At 64.7% G+C, this 26,719-nt stretch carries 16 protein-coding genes; 6 read left to right on the top strand and 10 right to left on the bottom strand.

Annotation, left to right across the window (positions count from 1 at the left end):
- The first annotated feature begins 100 nt into the window (after positions 1-100).
- The 4 genes from OKA11_RS05785 to OKA11_RS05770 all read left to right on the top strand — a co-directional run bounded on the left by OKA11_RS05785 (position 101) and on the right by OKA11_RS05770 (position 6,965).
- Positions 101-757 (top strand): GntR family transcriptional regulator, encoded by a 657-nt coding sequence (locus tag OKA11_RS05785; RefSeq protein WP_267219262.1) that lies wholly within the window; start codon positions 101-103, stop codon positions 755-757.
- A gap of 19 nt (positions 758-776) precedes the next feature.
- Positions 777-2,195 (top strand): amino acid permease, encoded by a 1,419-nt coding sequence (locus OKA11_RS05780; protein ID WP_267219261.1) that lies wholly within the window; start codon positions 777-779, stop codon positions 2,193-2,195.
- An 84-nt stretch (positions 2,196-2,279) separates the two neighbouring features.
- Entirely contained in the window at positions 2,280-3,830 is a 1,551-nt protein-coding gene (locus OKA11_RS05775; protein WP_267219260.1) for a glycoside hydrolase family 27 protein, read from the top strand.
- A 222-nt stretch (positions 3,831-4,052) separates the two neighbouring features.
- A complete protein-coding gene (locus OKA11_RS05770; protein ID WP_267219259.1) occupies positions 4,053-6,965 on the top strand; it encodes a TonB-dependent receptor in 2,913 nt (970 codons plus the stop codon).
- A gap of 495 nt (positions 6,966-7,460) precedes the next feature.
- On the opposite strand, the gene OKA11_RS05765 is transcribed toward OKA11_RS05770, so the two are convergent.
- The 10 genes from OKA11_RS05765 to OKA11_RS05720 form a co-directional block, all read right to left on the bottom strand.
- Positions 7,461-8,459, bottom strand: coding sequence for a 4-hydroxyproline epimerase (locus OKA11_RS05765; protein ID WP_267219258.1), 999 nt, complete (start codon positions 8,457-8,459; stop codon positions 7,461-7,463).
- Positions 8,460-8,469: 10 nt separating this feature from the next.
- Entirely contained in the window at positions 8,470-9,384 is a 915-nt protein-coding gene (locus OKA11_RS05760; RefSeq protein WP_267219257.1) for a dihydrodipicolinate synthase family protein, read from the bottom strand.
- A gap of 151 nt (positions 9,385-9,535) precedes the next feature.
- Positions 9,536-10,090 carry a hypothetical protein gene (locus OKA11_RS05755; RefSeq protein WP_267219256.1) on the bottom strand — a complete coding sequence of 185 codons (555 nt, stop codon included), beginning with the start codon at positions 10,088-10,090 and terminating at the stop codon, positions 9,536-9,538.
- The gene (locus OKA11_RS05750) at positions 10,087-10,632 is read right to left on the bottom strand and encodes a hypothetical protein (protein WP_267219255.1); all 546 of its coding nucleotides are present in this window, start codon (positions 10,630-10,632) and stop codon (positions 10,087-10,089) included. Before OKA11_RS05750 ends, OKA11_RS05755 begins: the two co-directional genes overlap by 4 nt.
- 114 nt (positions 10,633-10,746) lie before the next feature.
- Complete coding sequence (locus OKA11_RS05745) at positions 10,747-13,458, bottom strand: TonB-dependent receptor (RefSeq protein ID WP_267219254.1); 2,712 nt, start codon at positions 13,456-13,458, stop codon at positions 10,747-10,749.
- A gap of 356 nt (positions 13,459-13,814) precedes the next feature.
- Positions 13,815-15,395, bottom strand: coding sequence for a family 43 glycosylhydrolase (locus tag OKA11_RS05740; RefSeq protein ID WP_267219253.1), 1,581 nt, complete (start codon positions 15,393-15,395; stop codon positions 13,815-13,817).
- Complete coding sequence (locus OKA11_RS05735; protein ID WP_267219252.1) at positions 15,385-17,184, bottom strand: DUF885 domain-containing protein; 1,800 nt, start codon at positions 17,182-17,184, stop codon at positions 15,385-15,387. Before OKA11_RS05735 ends, OKA11_RS05740 begins: the two co-directional genes overlap by 11 nt.
- Position 17,185: 1 nt before the next feature.
- Positions 17,186-18,214 carry an Ldh family oxidoreductase gene (locus OKA11_RS05730; RefSeq protein ID WP_267219251.1) on the bottom strand — a complete coding sequence of 343 codons (1,029 nt, stop codon included), beginning with the start codon at positions 18,212-18,214 and terminating at the stop codon, positions 17,186-17,188.
- 11 nt (positions 18,215-18,225) lie between these two features.
- Positions 18,226-20,601 (bottom strand): glycoside hydrolase family 127 protein, encoded by a 2,376-nt coding sequence (locus tag OKA11_RS05725; protein WP_267219250.1) that lies wholly within the window; start codon positions 20,599-20,601, stop codon positions 18,226-18,228.
- 83 nt (positions 20,602-20,684) lie between these two features.
- A complete protein-coding gene (locus OKA11_RS05720) occupies positions 20,685-21,416 on the bottom strand; it encodes a FadR/GntR family transcriptional regulator (protein ID WP_267219249.1) in 732 nt (243 codons plus the stop codon).
- Positions 21,417-21,553: 137 nt separating this feature from the next.
- Here OKA11_RS05720 and OKA11_RS05715 point away from each other — a divergent pair, with 137 nt between their 5' ends.
- Both OKA11_RS05715 and OKA11_RS05710 read left to right on the top strand, forming a co-directional pair.
- Complete coding sequence (locus tag OKA11_RS05715; protein WP_267219248.1) at positions 21,554-23,938, top strand: S9 family peptidase; 2,385 nt, start codon at positions 21,554-21,556, stop codon at positions 23,936-23,938.
- Between the two features lie 21 nt (positions 23,939-23,959).
- The gene (locus OKA11_RS05710; protein WP_267219247.1) at positions 23,960-26,713 is read left to right on the top strand and encodes a DUF5695 domain-containing protein; all 2,754 of its coding nucleotides are present in this window, start codon (positions 23,960-23,962) and stop codon (positions 26,711-26,713) included.
- Positions 26,714-26,719 lie beyond the last annotated feature (6 nt).

Genomic DNA, 26,719 nt, shown 5'->3' with positions numbered 1-26,719 from the left:
ATTTGGTTCGATTGCGGCAACCAGAGTCATCATCTACCGTATACGTTACACCCGCTGCGCCCATGATCGGCGCCGCGGTACATGATACGGAGACTTCCAGGTGACAATCGTCGTCCGCACTCTTGCTGAACGCATTTTCGACGTGATCCGCGAAAGGATCGTCGAAGGGAAGCTGCCCGTGATGGAGCCCGTGCGGCAGGATGCGCTCGCCGCCGAACTCGGCGTCAGCAAGATCCCCCTTCGCGAGGCGCTCGCCCGGCTCGAACATGAAGGCCTGCTCACCAGCCAGGCCAATCGCGGGTGGTTCGTTCGCCCGATGTCGACCGACCAGGCCGAGGAAATCTACCAGCTTCGCCTTTCGATCGAACCGGTCGCCGCAGCCTATGCCTGCACCCTCGCCGACGAGGATGACAAGCAGGCCGCCATCAAGGCGTTCGAAATCCTCGATGTCGCGGCCAAGGACAACCTGGCCGAAGTGGCCGTGCGCAACCGCGAATTCCACGTCGCCCTGGTGCGCCCGGGCAAGCGCCTGCTGACCACCCAGCTGGTCGAGCGCCTCGAAGTCCTGGCCGAGCGCTATGTGCTCTCGCACCTCGAACCGGCCGGACGCGGCGACCGCGCCCACATGGAACACCGTGACCTGCTCGATGCCTGGCTCGCCGGAGACGCGGCCAAGGTGCAGGGCCTGCTCACCCAACACATCGCCAGCACGCTTGACGACTTGCGTGCCCATTTCACTGCCGCTCAGACCGGCTGAACCAGATCGGGGGGACCGAATGCTCGGACCGCGTAAATCCATAGAAAAACTGTCGCAACGCGATTCCGGACACTCCCTCGCCAAGACACTGAGCTGGCCGCACCTGATCGCCCTTGGCGTCGGCGCGATCGTCGGCACCGGCATCTACACACTGACGGGCGTCGGCGCCGAGCGCGCCGGCCCCGCCGTGATCCTGGCCTTTGCCGTCGCCGGTGCGGTCTGCGCCTGCGCCGCGCTCGCCTACGCCGAGATGGCCACGATGATCCCGGCCGCGGGCAGCGCCTATACTTTCTCCTACGCGGCGATGGGTGAAACCGTCGCCTGGGTGGTGGGCTGGAGCCTGATCCTCGAATATTCGCTGGCCTGCTCGACAGTGGCGGTCGGCTGGTCCGGCTATCTGGTCGGCTGGATCGAATCCGCCGGTATCCACCTGCCCCACGCCCTTCTGGTCGGCCCCCATGGCGGCGGCATCATCAACATGCCTGCGGTACTTGTCGCCCTCGCGGTGATGGGCATGCTGATCGCCGGTACGCGGGAAAGCGCGACGCTGAACATCATTCTCGTCATCATCAAGCTGGTCGCGCTGTCGATCTTCGTGTTCATGGCGGCCCCGGCCTTCAACGCCGACAACATGCACCCCTTCATGCCCTATGGCTTTGCCAGCACCGAAGTCGGCGGCATGCAGCGCGGCGTGATGGCGGCAGCGGCCATCGTGTTCTTCGCCTTCTACGGCTTCGACGCGGTCGCCACGTCGGCCGAGGAAGCCAAGAACCCCGGCCGCGACCTCACCATCGGCATCGTCGGTTCGATGGTGGTGTGCACCGCGATCTACATGGCCGTTGCCATCTCGGCGATCGGCGCCCTGCCCTTCCAGCAGCTTGCCAACTCGCCCGAACCGCTCGCCCTCGTGCTGCGCCAGCTCGGCCAGCCGGTTGCCGCGCACCTGATCGCGCTCGCCGCCGTGCTGGCGCTGCCCTCGGTCATCCTCGTGATGATGTACGGCCAGAGCCGCGTGTTCTTCGTGATGGCGCGTGACGGCCTGCTGCCGCGCAGCCTTGCCAAGATCAGCCCGCGCACCGGCGCGCCCACCCGCATCACCCTCATCACCGGCATCTCGATCGCCCTCGTCGCGGGTATCTTCCGCCTCGACGAGATTGCCGAGCTGGCCAATGCCGGTACGCTGATCGCCTTCATCTCGGTCGGCGCCTGCCTGATGATCCTGCGTCGCCGCTCGCCGCAGCTGCCGCGCCTGTTCAAGTGCCCGCAGCCCTATCTGGTCGGCACGCTGACGATCCTGGGCTGCGCCTACCTGCTGTTCAGCCTCCCCTCGACGACGCTGGTCCGCTTCGGCGCCTGGAACGTCATCGGCCTCGTCGCCTACTGCCTCTACGGCCGCACCCGCAGCGAAGCCGCTCTCGAAGCCAAGATCGCTTCGTAAGCCTATCCGGGGAATGCTCGATAGAGCATTCCCCACCCCCTTCCCGCCCCTTATCCGAATGCGACACGGTCCAAGGAGATCGCGATGAAACACGCCCTTATCAAAGCCGCCACCCTTGCCCCCATGCTGGCAGGCGCCCTGCTTGCCGGCACCTCGCCGGTTCTCGCCAAGACCGCCTATGACGGCGTCTGGCTGTTCGACGACACCCCGCCCACGCCCGGCGTGACGATGATGCAAATCACCTCCAAGGGCGGCAAGATCGCCGGCTCGGTGACCACCAAGTGGTACGGCCCGGTCGAGATGATGAACCCGCATATCGAAGGCGGCGTGCTGAAGTTCGAGGCGCGCAACCTCAACGACCGCGATCACCCGACCCGTTCGTGGAGCGTCGCCATCGAGGACGGCCATGCGCACCTCAAGGGCCGGATCTGGGAGTCCGAAGTCGACAGCACCGGCCGCCCCGGCACCGCGAAGGACGCCAAGGCCCGCGCCTTCCAGTTCACCGCGCTCCCGGCGATGGGCACGCCGATCCCCAGCAAGCTCGCCGCCACCCCGCCGATGGGCTGGAGCAGCTGGAACAAGTTCGCCGAGCACATCGACGACAAGACCGTGCGCGCCATGGCCGACGCCATGGTCTCCTCGGGCCTGCGCGATGCCGGTTACATCTACATCAACATCGACGACGGCTGGCAGGGCGAGCGCGATGCCAAGGGCGTGCTCCAGCCCAATGCCAAGTTCCCCGACATGAAGGCGCTGACCGCCTACGTCCATTCCAAGGGCCTGAAGATCGGCATCTACTCCTCGCAGGGACCGAAGACCTGCGCGGGCTACATCGGCAGCTACGGCCATGTGAAGCAGGACGCCGATACTTATGCCGACTGGGGCTTCGACTACCTCAAGTACGACCTGTGCTCGGGCGAATGGTTCTACGCCGATGCCGACACCGTGAAGCGCAGCTACTATGAAATGGGCAAGGCGCTGCAGGAAGCCGGCAAGCGGACCGGCCGCGACATCCTGTTCTCGCTGTGCGAATATGGCCGCTTCGACGTCGGCAGCTGGGGCCGCGACGTCGGCGGCCAGCTCTGGCGCACGACCGGCGACATCACCGATGATTACCCGACGATGGCAAAGATCGGCTTCGACAAGAACGGCAACCCCGCCTGGGCCGGACCGCACGGCTGGAACGACCCCGACATGCTCGAGATCGGCAATGGCGGCATGAGCGCGGATGAATACCGCACCCACATGTCGCTCTGGGCGATGTCTGCCGCACCGCTGATGATGGGCCATGACCTGCGCGAGATGAGCGCGGAAACGCTGGCCATGCTCACCAACCGCCGCGTCATCGCCGTTGATCAGGATGCGCTCGGCGTGCAGGGCAAGGCCGTGCGCAAGGCCGGCACGATGGAAGTCTGGAGCAAGCCGCTTGCCGATGGCCGCGTTGCGCTCGCGCTGTTCAATCGCGGCGATGCCCCGGCCCCGCTTGCGCTTGCACCCGCCGACGCAGGCCTTGCCGCAATCGACAGTGTCGAGGACGTGTGGAGCGGCGCCCGCTCGGCCGCCCTGCCCGCCGGCTATCAGGTCCCGGCGCGCGGCGTGGTGATGGTTGTCGTCCACGGCGCAGAAGCCAGCTGACCCGGTCTAAAACTCAGACGATTCGGAAGGGCGCTGCCATCTTGCAGCGCCCTTTTTCGTGCGCCTCCCCCTCCTGAAAACCGCAGATTTCCGGGCAAGGCACGGCGATTGCGGCATTTTTGCTACAGATAACATATTTCGTATACTATATTTGACTTGTCGCGAAATGTGTCGCAACCTCGGTGCAACAACCAAGGGGAGTTCACACCCATGAAGGGTCGAATGAGGACACTTTATTGCGCGGCCGCGATGACCGCGATCGCCGTCGGCACCGCCGCTTCACAGGCCGCCTACGCCCAGGACGACACGGCTCCGGCCTCCGACATCGTCATCACCGGCACGCGCATCAAGCGCCCCGATCTTGCCAGCAACAGCCCGCAGACGATCGTTTCCTCCGAGGAATTCAAGTACCAAGGCGCGACCACCGTCGAGCAGGTGCTGAACCGCCTGCCGCAGTTCACCGCCGACGCCAACGAGAACGTCTCGAACGGCTCGGACGGCACCTCCAAGATCAACTTGCGCAACCTCGGGTCGAACCGCGTGCTGGTCCTGCTTGACGGCCAGCGCCTGATGCCCTCGCAGGCGGTCAACCTCAACTTCGTGCCCAGCAGCCTGGTTGAGCGCGTCGACGTCGTGTCGGGCGGCGCCTCGGCAGTCTACGGTTCGGACGCGCTTTCGGGCGTCGTCAACTTCGTGCTCAAGAAGGACCTCGACGGCGTCCGCATCGACGCGCAGGCCGGCTTCGCCCAGCATACCAATGACGACAACTCCATCCGCAGCCTGCTGACCGCACGAGGCTACACGCCGGCCCCCAAGTCGGTGGTCGACGGCGGCAAGCAGGACATCACCATCGCGGCGGGCAAGAACTTCGCCGACGGCCGCGGCAACATCACCGTGTTCGGCGGCTATCGCCACTTCAGCCCGGTTCGCCAGTCGGATCGCGACGTGTCGTCCTGCGCGCTCAACCAGCTCGACGATGCCGGCACCGGCCTCTACTGCGGCGGTTCGAGCAACTCGCCCTACGGCTCCTTCGTGCCGCTTTCGGACAAGAGCGCCTACCAGGGCCAGACGCTGGTCAACAACCGCAATGGCGACGGCACCCTGGTGCCCTACGACAATTCCTACACCTACAACTACGCGCCGGATAACTACTTCCAGCGCTCGGACGAGCGTATCACCGCCGGTGGTTTCGCGCACTTCGACTTCAGCAAGGCTGCCCAGCTCTACGGCAGCTTCATGTACATGCACGACCAGACCTTCTCGCAGGTCGCGCCTTCCGCCATCTGGCTGGGCACCGCCTTCGCGATCCCGTGCAACCATCCTTACGCCAGCGCCGCCCAGCTCAACGCGATCTGCGGCAGTGCCGCCGGCACCAATACCAGCGAGGACGCGCTGGTCGCCTACCGCATGAACGTCGCGCCGCGCCGCGACAACCTGCGCTACAACGACTATCGTTACTCGGCCGGCCTCAAGGGCGACCTGGGCAGCGGTTTCTCCTACGACGTCAATTACATGTACTCGCTGGTCAAGTACAACGAGACCTACATGAACGACGTGGATCAGGTGAAGGCCGCCCGCGCGCTTGACGTGGTCAACGTGAACGGCGTGGCGACCTGCCGCTCGGTGGTCAACGGCACCGACCCGAACTGCATCCCGGTCAACGTGTTCACGCCTGGCGGCGTGACGGCCGAACAGGCCGCCTATCTCTTCACCGAGAGCAACACCGCCTCGCGCAACTCGCTGTCGGTCTTCTCGGGCTCGCTGACCGGCGACCTCGGCGAGATGGGCGTGACCCTGCCCTGGGCCACGCACGGTGTCGGCATCGCACTGGGCGCGGAACGCCGCCGCGAGACGCTGAAGTTCACGGCTGACGAAGTCGCCCAGCAGAACGGCACGGTCGATACCGACGGTGTCATCAGCGTCACCGAAGCCTACGGCGAAATCGAAGTGCCGCTGATCGAGGACAAGCCCTTCATCCGCTCGCTGAGCCTCAACGGCGGCCTGCGCTACTCGTCCTACGACAACAAGCAGCACTCGACCGGCCTCGGTTCCAGCTACAACGTGTGGACCTACAAGGCCGAACTGAGCTGGCAGCCGGTTGACGACCTGCGCATCCGCGCCAGCTACAACCACGCGATCCGCGCGCCCAACGTCGGTGAACTGTTCGGTGCCCAGTCGGTCGGCAACGTGTCCGCGCAGGATCCCTGCGCCGGCTCCACCCCGAGCGCCTCGCTGGAAGTCTGCGAACTGACCGGCGTGACGGCCGCGCAGTACGGCAAGATCGTCGAATGCCCGAGCGACACCTGCTCCGCGCTCGGCGGCGGCAACACCGCGCTCAAGCCTGAAACCGCAGACACCTACACGGTTGGCTTCGTGCTGACGCCGAAGGCCCTGCGCCGCTTCTCGCTGTCGGTCGACTACTTCAACATCAAGGTGAAGGACTACATCGGCTCGATCGCCCCCTCGCTGATCATCAGCCAGTGCGCATCGACCGGCGATCCGTACTTCTGCGGCCTGTTCAAGCGCGATCCCCGCTCGGGCGCCCTGTTTGGCAACAACGCGGGCTACATCGTCTCGACCACGCTCAACACCGGTTACCTCAAGACCTCGGGCATCGACGTCACGGCGGACTACACCCTGCCGCTCGGCGGCGCCGGCCAGCTCAACTTCAACGTCGTCGGCACCTGGCTTGCCGAACAGAAGGCAGAGCCGGTTCCGGGCATGGGCTCGTACGACTGCAAGGGCTACTTCGGCTACACCTGCGGCCAGCCCAACCCCGAATGGCGCCACGTCGCGCGTCTGACCTGGATGGGCGAAAGCGACACCACCGTCTCGCTGTCCTGGCGCCACATCGGCGGCACCAAGCTGTCGAGCCTTTCGGACAATCCGTTCCTCACCGGCACGCCGAGCATCATCAATCGCAAGATCGATGCCTACAACTACTTCGATCTCTCGCTCTCGCAGGCGATCGACAAGCAGTTCACCCTGCGCGCGGGCGTGAACAACATGTTCGACAAGGATCCGCCGGCCCTGGCCGCAGGCGTGCTCTCCTCGTTCGGCAACGGCAACACCTACCCGGGCGTCTACGACGCGCTCGGCCGCACGATCTTCATCGGCTTCACCGCCAACTTCTGATCCTGCCTTTCGGCGACGACTCCCGCCCCATCCTCGGGACCGTCGCCGCGATACGGAAAACCCGCCCGGCCTTTCGAGGTTCGGGCGGGTTTTTTCTTGTCACTTTGACGGGCCATGCACAGCGTGACAGCCCGCTCAACGCAGCAGGTATGGCCCATCGCCATCGCCTGACCCGGCCCCCTGCCCCCTGCCCCCCGCCCCCTGCCCCCTGCCCCCTGCCCCCTGCCCCCTGCCCCCTGCCCCCAAATCACGACAGGCCTCTCGAACCGTTGTCACGCAAGGCACCTGGAATTCCCGAAGGGCGCGACATGGCGCCGTTGCCACACCGCGGCCGGACGAAGCGACCATTGCCGCTGCAGGCACCGTGCAATCGAAGGATCGCCACGCCCGTCACCTGCGCAGACAAAAAAAGGCCCCCGCCGGAGGGTTCCGGCGGGGGCATGAATTCGTCGGCGGAGAGGGAATGCAGACCCGCCGAACGGGTGGGTATCGTAATCAGGTCACCTGGAAACCGGCCCAGAACGGGTCCTCGCGGTCGATCCAGATGGTGTTGAAGCCGGTGGCGATGGCCGAACCCTCGATCGAGGGGATGATCGCAAGCTTGTCGCCCAGCGTCACTTCCTGCTCGACGCGGCCGATGAAGCGGCTGCAGATGTAGCTTTCGTGCACGAAGCGCTCCCCCACCTTCAGGCGGCCGGTGGCGTGCAGATGCGCGATGCGCGCCGAAGTGCCGGTGCCGCAAGGGCTGCGGTCGATCGCCTTGTCGCCGTAGAACACGGCGTTGCGGCCATCGGCCCCCTCGTGCTTGGGCTTGTCCGCCCAGAGGATGTGGCTGACGCCGCGGATCGTCGAATCAAGCGGGTGAACCGGCTCGTACTTCGCGCGCACGGCTTCGCGGATGCGGCCCGAAAGCTCGACGATGCGCGAGGCGCCGAGATCGTCGAGGCCGGTGTAGTTCCCCTGAGGCTCGACGATGGCATAGTAGTTGCCGCCATAGGACACGTCGATCGAGAGCGGACCGATGCCTTCCACGTCCACCGTGATGCCGCGCTCGGCAACATAGGCAGGGACATTGGTGATGCGCACCGAAGTGACCTTGGGGCCGTTCGTCTCGTAGGCGATCTCGATCACGCCCGCCGGAACCTCGACGCGCAGCTTGCCCGGGGTCGCCGGCTGGATCAGCCCATGCTCGAGCCCGAAGGTGACCATGCCGATGGTGCCATGGCCGCACATCGGCAGGCAGCCGCTGGTCTCGATGAACAGGATGCCGATGTCGTTGGCGGGATCGCAGGGCGGATAGAGGAAACCGCCCGACATCATGTCATGCCCGCGCGGCTCGAAGCAGAGCCCCGTGCGAATCCAGTCGAAGCGCGACAGGAAGTCCTGCCGGCGTTCGGACATCGAGGCGCCCTTCAACAGCGGAGCCCCGCCCGCCACGAGGCGAACGGGGTTACCGGCTGTGTGGCCGTCGATGCAGAAGAAAGTGTGCCGCATCGACGCTCCCTTATGCTGCTGCCGCGACCGTCAGGTCGGGACGGGTGGCGGCGGCGCGCTCGACCATCGCGATCACTTCCGCGCGGCGCTCGCCTTCGAGGACGTAGCGCGGAGGCAGGACGCGCTCCGAACCGCGACCCATGACCTGCTCGGCCAGCTTGATCGACTGCACGAGGTCATGCTCGGCATCGAGGTGAAGCAGCGGCATGAACCAGCGGTAGATTTCCATGGCCTTGGCATGGTCGCCGCGCTCGAACGCCTTGACCAGCTCGACCGATTCCTTGGGGAAGGCGTTGGTGAGGCCCGAAACCCAGCCCTGCGCGCCGAGGTAGAGACCTTCCAGAGCCACGTCGTCGAGACCCGCGAACAGGGTGTAGCGATCGCCGAAGGTGTTGCGGAAGTCGGTGAAGCGGCGGGTATCGGGCGCCGATTCCTTGACCGCGACGATGTTCTTCACATCGATCAGCGCGGTCAGCACGTCCTTGTCGATCACCGTACGGTAGGCCGGCGGGTTGTTGTAGAGCATGATCGGCAGACCGGTCTGGTCGGCCACGCCCTTGAAGTGCGCGACGAGTTCATGTGCCTTGGGCACATAGACCATCGGCGGCAGCAGCATGAGGCCATCGGCGCCGATCTTCTCGGCCGCCTGGGCGTAACGCACCGCGCGGCGGGTATCGAACTCCGAAACGCCGGTGACGACCGGAACGCGGCCGTTCACGGCCTCGACGATCGCGGTGAGGACCTGGACCTTCTCGTCGAATTCGAGCGAGTTGTTTTCGCCAACGGTGCCCAGCGCGATCACGCCGGTCACGCCGTCGTTGATCAGGTCGTCGACGACGCGCTGGGTATCAGCGAGGTCAAGCGAGAGATCTTCACGTACCTGGGTCGTGACAGCCGGGAACACGCCCTTCCAACCAATAGCCATATCTAGAATCGTTCCTGCGAGTTTTCTGGTTAATCTAAATATCGTATACGATATTACAAATCACCCAGCAATTGCGTTATTTGCACCACCAGGTGACGCAAACGCCATTCAGCGATGAGCGAAACACGGGCAGCGGCAAGCTCAATCACTTTCAAGAATCCGGGACGACCACCGTGACCGTCATGGCGCCGCCATTGCCGGCAAATTCGACATCGTTGAACCCCAGCGAAAGCGATGCCGCGCCATCGGGAATGGCAAGTCTCACCCCCTGCCCCACCGCGAACGGACGGCCCACCAATTTGCCGTCGGCATCGACAAAGACAGCCATAAGCGCATGGCGATTGGTGGGATAGAGGACTTTGGGAGCATAGAGGCTGGGGTAATATTTCTTCCCCGCACCCGGCATATCGTCAACAGCCGCGCCGGCAACCCCCTCCACGCCAACGTCGGCGCCGCCGACTTGCGTGGATGCCCCCTGCGCTGCGAATATCTCCACCGTCTCGCCGGACACATCCGCCAGGCCGCCGATGACGACCGGCGCGACCTCGCCCCCTTTGCCGTACCGCATTTTTGGATTGGCCTTGTTGAGCCAGGGCCCTGCGCGTGCATCCACCTGCACCACAACGTCACGGGCACTTGCCGGCACCGCCACGGCCGCCGACGCCCCCGCCGCCGCAAGGGCGACACCCATTCCGAGCAATCTCATTTTCCGCCCTCCGGTTCCAATGTCACGTTTGCTTCGGGAATGTGCACCTGAACGACGATCTGCCCGGCATTGTCCGAATAGATGTCATCGTTCAGCCCCATCGAAATCGCCTGCGCGCCTTCCGGCACCTGCCGCGAAGTCCCCGAGCCGATCACGAACGGTTTTCCCACCACCCGTCCATCCGCATCGATAAACGCGCCCATCAGCGCATTGAGATGCACCGGATAGTCGGAGGCTTCGATGTAGCGGCTCGGAAAGGCCGTGCCCGAATTGCCGGTTGCCGCATCGGTTACGAACTCCTGCTGCCCGTCGGGCCCGAATGCGAGCCCGTCCTTTACCGTCGTCGTCTGCCCCGATGCACTGAAATCGACACGGCTCCCCTGTTGCAGCAATGCACCGACAACCAAGGCCGGACGCGTGCCGTCATGCCGCCCGAAATCCATCTTGCGATTGATCCCCGGATTCCAGGGCATGGCGGTGGCGGCAACGCGCATCTCGACATCGCGCGCCGTCGCCGCCGGGGACACCAGCATCCCGGCCATCAGGGCCGCGAACGCAAAAAGCCTAGAACGCATGTGACCTCCTGCCTTTGCGAAAAGGGCTGCACCATCGCTGGTGCAGCCCTGTTCCTTTTCGCTTGTCCTTCCCCGCTGCGATCAGAAGCGGAAGCGGACGCTGCCCTGCACCGTCCGCGCCAGCGTGCGGACGCCGAGCGGCAGGAGTTCCTGGCTGCCATGGTAACGATAGACGTCGTTGCCGAGGATGTTGGAAGCCTCGAGCGAGAGCGTCATGAACGCGACCGGGGTGTAGTTGATCGCCGCATCAAGCTTCGACGTGCTGCCCTGGTAGGGCGAGTATTCCGGATTGGTTGTCCAGATGCCCATGCGGTACGACGAGCGATAGTTGTAGGCGACACGCGCGCTGAACTGGGGCGTATCGTAGAACAGCGTCGCGTTTGCCGTCCACTTCGAGGTGTTCGGCGAGTCGAATGCGCCCGGGAAGTCTTCAGGATACGGATATTCGATCCGCGCCTTGAAGATGTGGCTGGCATTGAGGCTGGCGCCGAAGTTCTTGAGAATGCCCGGCAGGAAGTCGAAGAACGACTGGACCGTGCCTTCCATGCCGATGAACGTGCCGTCGCCCGCGTTGCGCAGCTGCTCTACGTATCCGACACCCGAAGCATACTGCGACAGATCGATACCGTAGCCAGCCAGTTCGCTGGCGGAGGCTTCTTCACGGCTGTAGTACAGGAAGCCTGATGCCTTCTTGTAATACCCGGCGACCGAGATCTGACCGCCGCGACCGAAGTAGTATTCCGCGCTCGCGTCGAACGAATGCTCGCGCTGCGCCTTCAGGTTCGGGTTACCCGCATAGACGACCGGCGATGTTCCGCGGGTTTCCGCATAGTAGAACGGACGCATGTCATAGAAGCCAGGACGCGAGACGTTGGTCGTGTAGGACAAACGCAATTGGGTCTTGGGGTTGAAGTGAATGATCGACGAGAAACTCGGCAGGAGATCGAAGTAGTTCCCGAAGCCCGGCGAAAGCTGAACGATATCCTGATAGCCATTGGTTGCGTCGCCGGGACGGTAATTATAGCTGACTGATTTACCCCATGTATTCGTGTACCGCACGCCGGCAATACCATCGACCTGGATCGAGCCGATGTCGAATGCATAGTTCCCCTGAATATAGGCCGCGAAGTTGTGTTCGGTCGAATTGAAGGTCTGACCGTTATCGCTCGGCGGATAGACGCTGGAGAAACGGGTCGCGTTGGCCGGATCGTACTGCTGGATATACTCGCGGATAGCATCGATGTTGGACATCACAACCGAACCCGGGATGCGATACCATTCGGTCGAAGAACCGCCGATGTCGGGCCCGACCAGCGACGCCGAATCGAAGCCCGGGAACGTGCTGAGCGGCGCATAGGTACCGTTCACACGCGGGAAGCCATCACGATAGCCGTAATAGCGGCTCGTCACGCGGCGGTTGAAGCGGCCACCCACCTGGAGGCTGCGCAGCAGGCCGTCGGGCATGATGTCCAGCGTAAGGTCAGCCTGGGCGGAGAATTCCTTGTTCTTCGAACCACCGTGGTTGTCCTGGAACCGGTCGACGACATACTTCGAAATGTCGGAAAGATCGACGCCGTTGAACGAGATCGAGGGAGCGCCCTTGCTGTAGACATTCGACGCGAAATCGATGTTGGCCGACGTCAGCGTGCCGGGACGAATGATGGTCTCAACGAAGTAATTTCCCTCATTAGACCAGTTATACTGAGCACTGGCATTGAGGTGCATGATGCCCGAATTGAAATGCGTCTCGAAGTTGGTCGTATACAGGTTCGAGTGGAAATTGTTGTACTGGGTGTCGATACCCGCAGGAATCCCTGTCGCATTGCTGTACGTCGCCGACTTCACCGTGCGGCCATCCGGCATCAGGACGATGTTGCTCAGCGATCCCACGAAAGGCATGTCCTGCACATAAAGGCGCTCGACCGAACGCTTCTCGCGCGATCCCAGGTAGCCACCCTCAAGAACGAAATCGAGCTTGTCGCTGGCCCGCCACTGCAGCACGGCGTTGATCGAAGGCCGCTTCACGTTGCCCTGCTCGATGCCGTAGTAGGCGCGATAGGGAATGACGACCTGCGAACCATTGGCGAGATCGACCTCGAAGGGCGACTCGCTCTCGATGTAGTTCTCGCGGTAGTTGGTCTTGGTGTACGAGGCGTTCACCAGGAAACCGATCTCGCCGATGCCGGTGTCGAAACGGTCCGCCAGCAGAAGGCTGCCGTAAGGGCTGACCTTTTCCGAAATGTCATCGTAGGAGCCGCGAACGCTGCCTGCGACCGTCAGCCCCTTCTTGAGATCGAACGGGCGGCGCAGTTCGACGTTCACAGTGCCGGCAATGCCGCCTTCGACCTGATCGGCGGTACGCGTCTTGTAGACGTCAACCTGCTTGAGCAGTTCGGCCGGAATGTCCGCGAGGTTCAAGGAGCGACCGTCGCCTAGGTTGGTGTTGTTGCCGTTCACCGTGGTCTGGACTTCGGCGAGACCGCGGATCGTCAGGCTTTGGCCCTGTCCGCGCGCACGATCGATCTGCACGCCGGTAACGCGCGCCAGTGCGTCAACGACATTGTTGTCCGGCAGCTTGCCGGCGTCTTCGGCCACGACCGAGTCCACGATCTGCTTGGACTTCTTCTTCGTATCCGTCGCCGCGACGACAGCGCCGCGCACACCGGTGACGACGATGTCGGTCTTGGCTTCGGCCTGGTCCGACAATTCGGAGTCGGTCTTGGCCTTTTCCTGCGCCAATGCCGGTGCGGCCACGCCGATCACGATCACCGACGTCAGAGCCGTCGACAGCATCAAAATACCTGAGAAATTCATGCAAAACCCCCTGTTCTGATCCCCGACGCCGGTCTCTCCGGATGTCATATTTATATCGTATACGTCCTACGATTACAAAAACGTGTCAAGGCGTTTGTGACAGGGTTTGTGATTTTTTGTCTGAGTAATCCGAATTGATGAAACTTATGGAATGCAAACGCAAAAAAGGGCGCAAGCCCATGACTTGCGCCCCATTCGCGTCACATTAGTGAAATCCGGAGATACCGCCGATTAGAGCGTTTTTCGAACGGAGTGGAACACGCAGTGACTCGGAAAAATGCGGAAAACAAAGAAGCTGGAGAGCCCGATCTGATTCAATCAGATCAGAAAACGCTCTAGCGGCAGGTCGGCTTGCTATCCTCCCGGCGCAGGACGACCGGCTGCGACGTGGGCGCCAGCACCTCCCATTCCTGCACGGCCAGCGCCGCATGGGTCTTGCCGTCGCCGGAGGCCTCCATCACCGCGCGCAGGCAGCGCGTCGTCACTTTCGGGAAGGTGACGTCCTGGAAGGCGTCGGTCGCCGTGCCATAGGCGCCGGCGCCGGGAACCGGCTTCCAGCCCTTCTTGCCGCTCCAGTATTCAAGATGCCATTTGGCCGGCGGAGCGACGCCTACGCCCGAGCCGGCGGGCTGGTCATTCCAGAAACGGATGCGCGATCCATTCACCGTCACCGGCTGATCCCAGCGATACTCGATCCACTGGCTCGGCGGATTGTCCGGCGACCAGCTGCCCCACATGTCGGGCGGCAACGGAGCCTCCTTCACCACACCGTCGTTGAGCGACTTGATCCAGAACTGCACCGGCACCGGATCGTTGGACGCAGTCGCCCAGGCGGAACGCGCGATGTTGCGGCTGGGCGCCAGCGGCGGCTGCGGGCGCAGGGTCGGCACCACCGGCAGGATGCGCGCAGGCGTAACGCTGTCGTCCCAGTCCATCTTGTCCAGCGCAACGCTGCGGCGGAAATGGCCGCCGCCCTTCGCGTCCGCCGTGTGGTAGGCGAGATACCACTGCCCCTTGAACTCCACCGCGCCGGGATGCGAGGTAGTGGAGGACACCGGCTTCAGCACGACACCGCGATAGGTCCACGGGCCCATCGGCGAAGGCGCGGTGCCATAGGCGATGCAGGCGTGGTAGACGGCGGGCGTGCAGTCCGAAGTGGGACCTGCCCTGTTGCCGGCGTAGAGCATGTAATAGGTGCCCTTGCGCTTCATGATCCACGGCGCTTCGAAGAAGCCGGTGAGCCCCTTCATCTCCAGCTCCGGGCCCTTGGGCGTGATCATGTCGCGCGCGAGCTCCATGCCGCGCATCTGGCCGAACGTGCCCCAGTAGATATAGACCCGGCCATCGTCATCGATCATCGTGGTCGGATCGATATTCTGGATATCGTTGGCGACCGGAACCTTCTGCGAGATGATCGGCCCCGAAGGATGCGCATCGCGCCAGGGGCCGAGCGGGCTGTCCGCCACCGCCACGCCAATGGCGAAGCGGTCCTTCGCGTCGCTGTTCTTCTCCAGCACCGGGGCGTAGAGGTAGTAGCGCTTGTCCGGTCCCTGGATGATCTGCCCGGCATAGGCGCGGGCAGGCTCGGCCCATGCGAAGACGTTTTCGGGCTTCAGGATCGCGGGATAATGCGTCCACTTGCCCGAGGCCGGATCGGCCGTCTTCAGCAATTGCCATTCGGGCATGATGAAGTCGTTGACGTCGCTCGCCGCCTCGTCGCGCCCGGCGAGGATCCAGAGCTGGCCGTCGGCCACGAAAGGCGCGGGATCGGTGGAGTAGTAATCCCCGTCGGCGAGGATGGGGTTGCCCGGAACCGTCAGTTCGCGCGCCACCGGCGCCTGCTGCGCAAAGACGGATGCCGGGGCGACGGACGCAAACGCGCCCGCCGCCAGAGCCAGCTTGAGACTATTCCTCATCGGGATAAGGCCCCTTGCCGCCATCCTTGATCAACTGATCGACGCGGCTGTCGATCACCGGCAGCGGCACCGCGCCCAGCGCCAGCACCGCATCGTGGAAAGCGCGGATGTTGAACTTCGAACCCAGCGCGGTTTCCGCCTTCTTGCGCGCATCCACGAAGGCCAGCTGGCCCATGTAGTAGGACAGCGCCTGTCCCGGCCAGGAGATGTAGCGGTCCACCTCGGTCTCGATCTCGTGGTCGGACAGCGCGGTGTTGTCGCGCAGGTACTGCTGCGCCTGCTCGCGGGTCCAGCCCTTGGCGTGGATGCCGGTATCGACAACGAGGCGCGAGGCACGCCAGGCCTGATAGCTGAGCATGCCGAAGCGGTCATAGGGCGTCTCGTACATGCCCATGTCCTCGCCCAGTGCCTCGCAATAGAGCGCCCAGCCCTCGCCGTAGGCAGAGAGATAGGTGTCGCGGCGGAAGGCCGGCAGGTCCTTGTTCTCGGCGGCGAGCGGCATCTGCATGGCGTGACCCGGCGCGGATTCGTGCAGGGTCAGCGCGACCTGCGAGTAGAACGGGCGGCTCGGCAGATCGTAGGTGTTGACGAGGTAGATGCCCGGACCGCCGCGCCCGCCGGTGTAGAACGGCGCCACGTCGTCCGGCACCGGCTTGATGGCGAAGCGGCTGCGCGGCAGGTGACCGAAGAACTGCGAGGCCTTGCCGTCGAAAGTCTTGGCGATCCACGCGGCGCGGTAGAGCAATTCGTTCGGCGTCTTGGGATAGAACTGCGGATCAGTACGCAGGAAGTGCAGGAACGCCTTGAGGTCGCCCTTGAAACCGACCTGCTGCATCACCTCGTTCATCTGCGAGCGGATGCGCGCCATTTCGCTGAGGCCGATCTGGTGGATCTCCTCGGGCGACTTGTCGAGCGTGACGAACTCGGAAATCTTCGACTGGTAGTAGGCCTTGCCGTCCGGCAGCGCATAGGCGGCGAGCGTCTTGCGCGCCTGCTTCTCGTACTCGCCGCGCATGAAGGCGAGCAGCTTGGCGTGCGCGGGCACGACGCTGCCGGTGATCGCGGCGCGGGCGGCGGCGCGCAGCTTTTCCTGCTCGGCAGCCGGGATCGTCGAGGGCAGCTTCCTGAACGGCTCGTAGAACGGCGAGTCCTCCGCCGTCTTGGCATCGACCACGAGTTCGATGCCCTTGTCACGCCCGATCAGCGTAACCTGCGGGGCCGAGAAACCGCGCTTCAGGCCCGCGCGCATATTGTCGATCTGCTGGTCGTAGTAGCGCGGGATCTCGCGCAGCATTTCCACGAAGTCTTCGGCGCTCTGCTGGTCGCGCAGCGGCGAGCGGGCCCAGTCGGCCAGTTCACCCCAGAAGCTGGTGTCGGCGTTGAAGGGCTTTTCGTAATCGCGGTAACGCTGGGATGCGACAAAGGCATCGATCTGGCCCTTGTAGACCGAGAAGTTGATGCGGTTCTCGGGCGACAGCCTGGCGACGTCGATCGCGGCGAGCTGCTTTTCGACCTTTTCCCACGCGGCCAGGCGCGCGGTCTGCGCCTTTACGCCGACGTCGGGGAGCGCGAGGCGTTCGCTCTTGGGACCATCCTCGCTGGGGCCGCTCTGCTGCAGGCGCCAGGCGTATTCGGCGGTGTAGATGGCTTCGAAAGCCTCGTCCGGGGTCTGGGCCTTGGCGATCTGGGCTGCGGGAGCCGCTGCGGCGGAAACGGCCCCAGAAACGGCAACGCCCGAGACAACTGCGGCGCCTGCCAGCAGCAGCGCGCGGCCAAGCGTAGTCTTCACGTCAATTTCCCCTTTCGAGAATTTCGAGAATGTCGGCGTGGAGCTGCGCGGGGATGCGCACGCCTTCCACTTGCGAACGGGCGCGGGCCAGCAGGCGGCGCGAACCGGGGAGGCGGGCGCCCTGCCCTTCGATGGTTTCGAACATGGTCTCCGCCCGCTTCAGGTATTCGTCCAGGCTGTCACCCAGGAAGCCCGCCGGATCGATGACGACGATCAGTTCGCCGCCGATGGGCGAGCCGCCGCGTCCTTCGTCTGCCGCCAGCGATTCCGCGCTGGTCATGTCACCGATCAGCGGGCCGGCCAGCAGCTCGACCATCGCGGCAAGCGCCGAGCCCTTGTGCGATCCGAACGTGCGCATCGCGCCGTCGAGCACGGCCTTGGCATCGGTGGAGGGACGACCATCGGCGTCATAGCCCCAATCCGGCGGGATCGCCTTGCCCGCGCGGCGGTGCAGCTCGATCTCGCCGCGCGCGACCGCGCTGGTGGCGAAGTCGAACACGAAGGGCGCGCGGTCCGGACGCGGCCAGCCGAACGCGATCGGGTTGGTGCCGAAGACCGGCTTGGTGCCGCCCTCGGGCGCGACCCAGGCGTGGCTGGGCGTGAAGGCGAGCGCGACAAGGCCCTGCTCGGCCAGCGCCTCGACCTCGGGCCAGAGCGCGGCGAAGTGGACCACGTTGTTGAGCGCCATGGCCGCGATGCCGTAAGCCCTGGCCTTCTCCACCAGCAGCGGCATGCCCAGTTCAAAGGGCAGCTGGGCGAAGCCGCCCTTGCCGTCCACCTTGACCAGCGCCTTGGCCGGTTCGCTCACTTCGGGCACCGCATCGGGCACCACCACGCCGCGCGCCACCGAGTTGGCGGCGACGAGCAGACGGTAGAGCCCGTGCGAGGTGCAGCCGTCACGCTCGCCCGAAACCATCGTCTGCGCCACGGCGGCGGCATGGTCCGCAGCCAGCCCGCAAGCGACCAGAACCTTGCGGGCGAAGGCATCCGCCTCCTCCAGCGAGAAGGCGATTTCGCCGTTGGCAGTCATGCGATTCTCACTCACTTGGCGGCAGCGGGCTTGGCCGTGAACAGGCGCATGCCGAAGATCGGCCCCGCCGAACTGCGGTCATGCGGCACGACACGCACCTTGACCGCGGTCTTGCCCTTGGTCAGCGCCTCGGGCAGCGGATAGTCGACGTCCATGAACTTGCCCGGCGTATCGTTGTCGAGCTTCTGGGTGACGACCTTGGTGCCGTCGACGAAGATGTCGAACACGCGCGAACGCTCGCTGCCCCAATAGGTCGCTTGCAGCAGCAGCAGCGGCCCCGGCTTCACCTTCATCGTGAACTCGAAATAGCCGCCCGAGCGGGCATCGCGCCCGTTCCGGCCACGGTAGGAAACCGGGTAGGAGATTTCCGAGGTCAGGTTGTGGTCGCGCTCGGGCTGCATTTCGCCGAGGTGCATGACGTCGATCGAGCGGGCGGCGATGTCCTTCTGGCGGGCCTGCTCGGCCAGGAACGAGGCTTCCTCGCTCTTCCAGCCCGCTTCGCTGAAGCGCTTGAAGTAGACGGCGCTGCGGCGGTCGTACTGGCTGTAGAACGGCACGAAGTTGAGGTCGCCCGGACGGGTGACGCCCCTGGTCTGGAAGCGCGGACGATCCGAGACGATCGGCGCGAAGGCGGCAAGCGGATTGTCGCCCACCATCGCCGGCTCGACGCCGGTGAACTCCATTTCGGCCGGGCCGAGGTCCGCCGCCATGACCAGCGGGCCACGCAGCACGGCAACCACATCCTGCGAGCCGGCAGCCGCCTCGAAGCGCAAGTCGAGCGGCAGGGTGAGCGCAATCGTGTCGCCCTTCTTCCAGCGGCGGTCGATCACGGCGTAGCCGTTCACCGCATTGGCCGGAACCGGCGCGCCGTTGACCGACACCAGCGCGCGGTCCTTGGCCCAGGCCGGGATGCGCAGCGCGAGGGTGAACTTGCCGTTATTCACGCTGTCGAGCGTCACGCCCACTTCAGGCTTGAACGGATATTCGGTGGCCAGCGTCAGCGCCACGCCCTTGGCCTTCCACTCCGCCTTCGACGGGATGAAGAGGTTCACGAAGAGCGTGTCGTCACCCTGCCAGTAAATGGAATCGCCGTGCTTCGAGTGGCTTTCCATGCCCGAGCCGACGCAGCACCAGAAGGCTTCCTCGCCCGGCTGCGAATAGCCGCGCGGGGCGCCGCTCATCATCGGCGTCATGTAGGTGAAGCCGCCGGTATGCGGGTTCTGTGCCGACATCACGTGGTTGAGATGCGCGCGCTCGTAATAGTCGAACAGCGCGCCGTCCGGCTGCCACGAGTAGAGCTGACGGGTCAGCTTGAGCATGTTGTAGGTGTTGCAGTGCTCACAGGTCGATTCCGTGAGGTGCAGCGCGATGTTGTCCGGCTCGAAGAAGTATTCGCGGTCGGCATTGCCGCCGATCACGTAGCTGTGGTGCTGCGTCACGCGCTCCCAGAAGAAGCGGGCGGCGCGGCCCGGCTCGTCCTTGCCGGTCAGTTCGTGAATGCGGGCCAGGCCGATCAGCTTGGGCACCTGGGTATTGGCGTGGAAGTTGGAGAGCTTGTCCTCCTGCGCCACCAGCGGATCGAGCACGCGCTTGTCATAGATGCGCTCGGCCACCTTCAGCCAGCGCAGATCGCCGGTCTGGGCGTAGAGTTCGGCATAGCTTTCGTTGAGACCGCCATATTCGCAGCCCAGCAGTTCCTGCATCTGCTTGTCGTCAAGCGCGGCAAAGACCTTCTCGAAGTAGCCGCCCAGACCGATGACCACTTCCAGCGCCTTGGCATTGCCCCAGGCCGAATGGATATCGAGCAGACCCGCGAAATACTTGTGCACGGTGTAGAGCGGCGACCACGATCCGTTGAGGTCGAACCCGCCCGACTTGATCTCGCCGCGCATGACTTCGGGGAAGATTTCCTGCCCGTCGACGACCTTGCCGTCCTTGGTCTTGCGGCCGAGCGCGCCGATGTAGCCATCGCTGCGCTGCGCCTGGCAGAGCGCCAGTTCGTCGACGATATAGTCCGCGCGGCGTCGGCATTCGGGGTTGCCGGTCTGCTGCCATGCCAGCACCAGCGCGGTCATGTAGTGGCCAAGGGTATGGCCGGCGATGGTGTCCGATTCCCAGCCGCCGTAGATCGGCGCCTTGGGCTCAAGCCCCGCGTACTTGCGGAAATTGTGCAGGAAGCGATCGGGGCTGAGCGACATCAGGTAGTCGACATTGACTTCCACCGCTGTCGCATAGTCGGATGCGGTCAGCCGCACGTCGCTCAGCGGCAGCGGCTTCGCCTTGATCGGCAGCTTGGGGGCGATGACAGCCGCGAAGCCCTTGAGAGGGATTGAGCTGATGGCCAGCGCCGCCACGCCAGTCATCCATTCGCGCCGATTGGCCTTCATCACCGGAAACTCCTATCGAATATCGTATACTGTTATTGATAAGGGTCGACGCTGCCGAGTCAACCCCGTCGAGCCGAGAGGTTTCAGCGCCGAAGCGCGACGCGGGTGTCCGAGTGGGCAAGATCGATCAGTGCAACCATCGCCTTGCGCGCCTGCTTGGCGTTGCCCTCGGCAATGCAGCGATAGAGGGCGTGGTGCTCGGGCATCGGGTCGCGCGGGGAATCCTGCACGCGGCTCTTGATCGCGGTGGTCGAGGCGATGGCGGTCGAGATCGAGGTGGACAGCGCCTGCATCAGTTCGTTGCGCGTCGCCTCCAGCACCAGTTCGTGAAAGCGGATGTCGGCCGCGCGGCCCTTGTCGGTGGCCAGCGTGCAACGCTCCATCGTTTCCAGCGCATTGGCCATGTCGGTGAGTTGCCGCTCGTCACGGCGCAGCGCCGCCATTTCCGCTGCCTGCGGCTCGACGACCAGCCGCAGTTCGAACAAGTCGCGCAGGAACTCGTCGCTGGCACCGCATTGTATCTGCCAGGCCAGCACATCGGGATCGAGCAGGTTCCAGCTCTTGCGCGCGTTGACGCGGGTGCCCGCCTTGGGCCGGCTGCTGACCATGCCCTTGGAGGTCAGCACGCGGAACGCCTCGCGCAGCACCGAGCGCGAGACGCCCAGCCGCTCGGCGTGTTCCACCTCCGCCGGGAACACATGCCCGGCAGGAAGTTCGCCGCCGACGATCGCCATCGCCAGTCGGCGCGCCACCGCATGGTGAAGCCGCTCGCTGACCAGCGGAAGGGCGGTTTCGACAGAAGGAGTTGCGGTCATCTGGATCATCCCGGCGACTGGATTGAAGCATTTGTGAAATGCTCAGATCATATATCGTATAATTTTTTCTTGACCCTTTCCGTCGGGGACGTCAAGAACCCATGCATCTTTCCGAAGACAAGCGATGGGACCATGTCATGAGCACCTCCTTGATTTCCCGTCCTGTTCTCTCCGTACTGAAAAAACCGGCTGCGGTAAGCCTGCTTGCGCTTGGAGCCGCCATGGCCTTCCAGCCCGCCGCACAGGCACGGCAGGCATCGACGGTTGCGACGCAGTCCGCACAGCCCAGCATTGCCGAGCGCTATCAGACGGCGGATGCCTTCCTTGGCGCAGGCATCGGCGACCTCATCGACAATGCCAATGTCGCGCCGCAATTCGTTGGCGATGCGCTGTTCTACCGGACCGGCAATCGCAAGGACCAGCGCTTCCTGCTGCTCGACCTTGCCACGAAGCAGGTGCGTGAAGTGTCGACGACCGCGAGCCTGCTTGCAGCCCTGTCCGAGGCAAACGGCCGGACCATCTCCCTCGACGACGCCCGGCTCGCCGACATCGGTTACGATGCCGAACAGGGCAGCCTCACTTTCGACGCGCTGGACGGCCACTGGCGCCTGAACGCGGCGGGCAAGGCCGAGAAGGTCACGCCGGAAGCGCCGCAGCTCGACCTCCCCTCGCCCGATGGCAAGACCAGGATCGTCGCGCGCGGTTACAACCTCTATGCCGTCGACGTGGCATCGGGCCGCGAAGTCGCATTGACCACCGATGGCACGCGCGAGCAGCCCTATGGCCGCTCGATCCCCGAACTCTCGCAGATCCTGCGCGAAGGCACCGAGGAACCGGCGATGCCCGTTTCCGGCGCATGGTCGCCCGACGGGCGCTATCTGCTGACGTGGCGGCTCGACACGCGCGAGGTGAAGAAGCTTTCGATCACCCAGCAGAACCCGCCGGGCAATTTCTATCCGCGCAGCTTCTCCTACATCTACCCGCTCGCAGGCGCCGAGAAGCTGCCGCAGGCGACACGCATCGTGGTCGACGTGCAGGCCGCGCTGAAGAGCGGCAAGGCCAAGATCGTTCCGATCCAGATGCCGTCGGAATCGATCCTCTACCCCTCGCCGCCCGACATGAACTGGGTGAACGGCAAGCCGCGCATGCAGTGGACCGAGCGCGGCTATCGCCAGCAGGCGGTCTACGTGGCCGATCCGGCGACCGGCGCCGCGAAGATCGTCGCGCACGAGGCGGTGAAGCCGGTCATCACCGTCACCTCCTCGATGATCTTCCCCTCGCCCGAACTGGGCGGCGAACTTTCGATTTCGGAGCGCACCGGGTGGGCGCAGCTCTACCTCGTCACCCCGGACAACCCGGATGGCGGCCAGGCCCTCACCACGGGCAACTGGGAAGTGCTCTCGGTGGACAACGTGGCCGAGGACAAGGCATCGCTCATCGTCACCGGCGTCGGGCGCGAGGCGGACCGCAATCCCTATTGGCGTGCGCTCTACCGGGTATCGCTGAACGGGGGCGGCCTCACCGAACTGACGCCCGAACCGCTCGACCACGATGCCCAGGTTTCGCCCGACGGCAAGTGGATCGTCGACCAGATGTCGAGCCCGACGACGCCCACCCGCGCGGTGCTGCGTGACGGTGCGACCGGCAGGATCGTGATGGACCTCGCCAAGGCCGACGACAGCCGCCTGCTGGCGGCCGGCTACACCCCGCCCGAACCGTTCAAGGGCGTGGCGGCGGACGGCAAGACGCCGATCTACGGCATGATCTATCGCCCCGCGCACTTCGATCCGAAGCGCAGCTATCCGGTGATCGACAACGTCTACACCGGCCCCACCACCACCGACGTGCCCTCCACCTGGGGCATGGCGCTGCGCGTGCCGGGCAACAGCGTCGCGCAGATCGGCGCGGTGGTCGTCATGATCGACGGCACCGGCACCTCGCGGCGCGGCCAGGCTTTCCGCCTTCCCGCCTACCAGAACCTGGGCGAAGTGGGCCTTGACGATCACATCGCGCTGATCCGCCAGATGGCCGCCAAATACCCCTACATGGACGTCGATCGTGTCGGCGTGTTCGGCGGATCGGCGGGCGGCTACGACACCGCGCGCTTCGTGCTGCGCCGCCCCGACTTCTTCAAGGTCGGCGTCTCCGCCTCGGGCAACCACGACCTCCGGCTGGACAAGACCTGGTGGCCCGAAGTCTCGATGGGCGAAGCCGACGCGGCAACCTGGGAACGCAATTCGAACATGGCGGTGGCGAGCCAGCTCAAGGGCCACCTGCTGCTGGTCCACGGCGACATCGACGACAACGTGCCGGTCACCGAAAGCTTCCGCCTTGCCAAGGCGCTGATCGATGCCGGGCGCGACGTCGACATGGTGGTCGTGCCCAATGCCACCCACAACGTCTACCAGCCCTTCTTCTGGAAGAAGCTGCGCGACTATTTCACCCTTTACCTGCTCGGCGAGACACCGCCGCCGCTCGGCCCCGTGAAGCCTGCCGCACCGGCAGTCGCTTTGGCCCGTTGAAGATACCCGCGAGGATTTGACATGAAGCGTCTTCTGAAGCCCCTCCCCCTCATCGCGCTGGTACTGGCGCCGGTTCCGGCCATGTTGCCGATGGCGGCGGCGCAGGCACAGGAAGCGGAGAAGCCGAAGCCGGTCTATCCGCCGATCCAGAAGACCGAGATGCAGACCCCGGCCTTCGATCTGGCGCTGCGCGCGGATACCCAGACGCTTGCCCACCTCTCGCCCAAGGGCAATGCCGCGTTCGACTTCGTGCCTGCGGGCCGTGAGGCCGAGCGTGCCGCCGATGGCTATGTCCATATCGGCGACATTCACATTCGCCTGAAGACCGCGGGCTCAGACTGGCAGGACTTCTCCTCCGCCCATGCCCGCAAGCAGATCGCCGCGCTGACGGGCGGCAAGGGCGTGCTCGCCGCCGCCGACATCACCGCTTCCATGGGAGCGGGCATCCCGCTGCGCGTCGAGCGCCGCTGGGTGAACGAGGACGGCGTGCTCGCCCTGCGCTTCACGCTGGTCAACACCAGCAGCGCTCCCGTGGAGATCGGCGGCCTCGGCATGCCGATGGTGTTCGACAACATCATCCTCGACCGCGATCTCGATTCCGCCCACGCGCAGGCCAGCTTCGTCGATCCCTATATCGGCCGCGATGCCGGTTACCTTCAGGTCACGCGCCTCAACGGGGAAGGCCCGGCGCTGCTGGTGCTGCCCGAGAAGGGCACCCCGCTCGAAGCCTATCGCCCGATCGCCGAGGCCCGCGCTGCCCGTGATGGCGACATCTTCACCGACAAGAGCCCGCGCACGCAGGTTTCCGAGGGCTTCTACGACTGGACCGTCGCCAGCAAGGGCTTTGCCGAAAAGGAATGGGCCAAGGCCGGTCAGCAGTGGAACGAGCCGACCAGCATCACGCTGGCCCCCGGCGAAAGCCGCACGATCGGCCTGCGCTTCGTGACCGCGCCCAGCATCCGCGCGATCGAGGATACGCTGGTCGCCCAGAAGCGCCCGGTCGCGGTCGGCATTCCCGGCTATGTCGTGCCCACCGACCAGACCGCCAGCCTGTTCCTGAAGACGCCGAGCAAGGTGGCGAAGATCGAATCCTTCCCCGAAGGTTCGCTCACCGCCACCTCCGAGAAAAGCGGGGGGGGCTGGGCCCGCTACCAGATCAAGGCCAACGGCTGGGGTCAGGCGCGTCTGACGGTGACGTATGCGGACGGGCAGAAGCAGACCGTCAGCTACTACATCACCAAGCCGCTTGAGCAGGTGATGGCCGACATCGGCCACTTCACCACCACCGACCAGTGGTTCGAAGGCAAGGACGATCCCTTCCACCGCAGCCCCGCGATCCTCTCCTACGACCGGGAGGACAACAAGATCCTCACGCAGGACGGCCGCGTCTGGGTTTCCGGGATGAGCGACGAAGGCGGCGCCGGTTCGTGGGTCGCCGCGATGATGAAGCAGCTCGACAATCCGAACCCGGAAGAAGTCGCCAAGCTGGAACGCCTCGTCAACGAAACCGTGCTGGGCACCCTGCAGGTCAAGGACGGCCCGCAGGCCGGTGCCGTCAAGAAGAGCATCTTCTACTACGATCCGGTGGAGTTCCCGAACTACTACGATCCCAAGATCAACTGGAAGAACTGGACCGCGTGGTCGAAGAAGGATGCAGGCGATCTCGGCCGCTCCTATAACTACCCCCACGTCGCCATCGGCCACTGGGTGCTCTACCGCCTCGCCCGCGACAATGCCGGGCTGGTCAAGCAGCACGACTGGAAGTTCTACCTCGACTGGGCCTACCGCACGACCGTCGCGATGATGCGCGATGCCCCGTACTATGCCGAGTTCGGCCAGATGGAAGGCGACGTCTTCGTCGACATCCTGAAGGACCTGAAGCGCGAGGGCATGACCGCCGAGGCCACCGAGATGGAAGGCCTGATGAAGAAGCGCGCAGATCACTGGCGTTCGATGAAGTATCCGTTCGGCAGCGAGATGGCGTGGGATTCCACCGGCCAGCCCGAAGTCTATGCCTGGATGCGCTACTTCGGCTTCCAGCCGCAGGCGGACGAGACGCGCGAGGTTATCCTGGGCTACGATCCCACGATCCCCAGCTGGGGCTATAACGGCAATGCGCGCCGCTATTGGGACTTCCTCTATGGCGGCAAGGTCAGCCGCATCGAGCGGCAGATCCACCACTACGGATCGGCGCTGAACGCGGTGCCGCTGTTCGATGCCTATCGCCAGAACCCCACCGACCTGCACCTGCTGCGCGTCGCTTACGGCGGCATGATGGGCGGCGTGACCAATATCGACCAGAAGGGCTTCGGCTCGGCCGCGTTCCACTCGTGGCCGGACATGATGAAGTGGGACGCGATCACCGGCGACTACGGCATGGGCTTCTACGGCCATGCGATCACGGCGGCGAGCTACATGGTCAATGACCCGCAGTTCGGCTGGATCGGCTTCGGCGGCGACCTGACCACCAAGGGCAGCACCGTAAACCTCGTCCCGAAGGACGGCGCCCGCCGCCGCCTGTTCGTGGCGCCCGCCGGTCTGTGGATCACGCTGGAAGCCGGCCGCATCCAGAGCGCCGATTACGACAGCAAGACCGGCAAGGTCGTGCTGACGCTCGATCCGGCCAGCGCCACCGATCCGGCCGCGCGCCTGCTGTTCCAGACCACCACCGCTGGCGGCCGTACCTATGCGACCGACACCGGCACCGCGGACCGCGATGGCTATGCCATCCCGCTCACCGCAGCGGCCACCACCGTCACGCTGACGCCCCGCTGATCGGGG

Source organism: Novosphingobium clariflavum, from assembly GCF_026420865.1.
Classification (GTDB): Bacteria; Pseudomonadota; Alphaproteobacteria; order Sphingomonadales; family Sphingomonadaceae; genus Novosphingobium; species Novosphingobium clariflavum.
The sequence above is the reverse complement of the archived record's forward strand: the minus strand, read 5'-3'. Positions and strand labels throughout refer to the sequence as shown.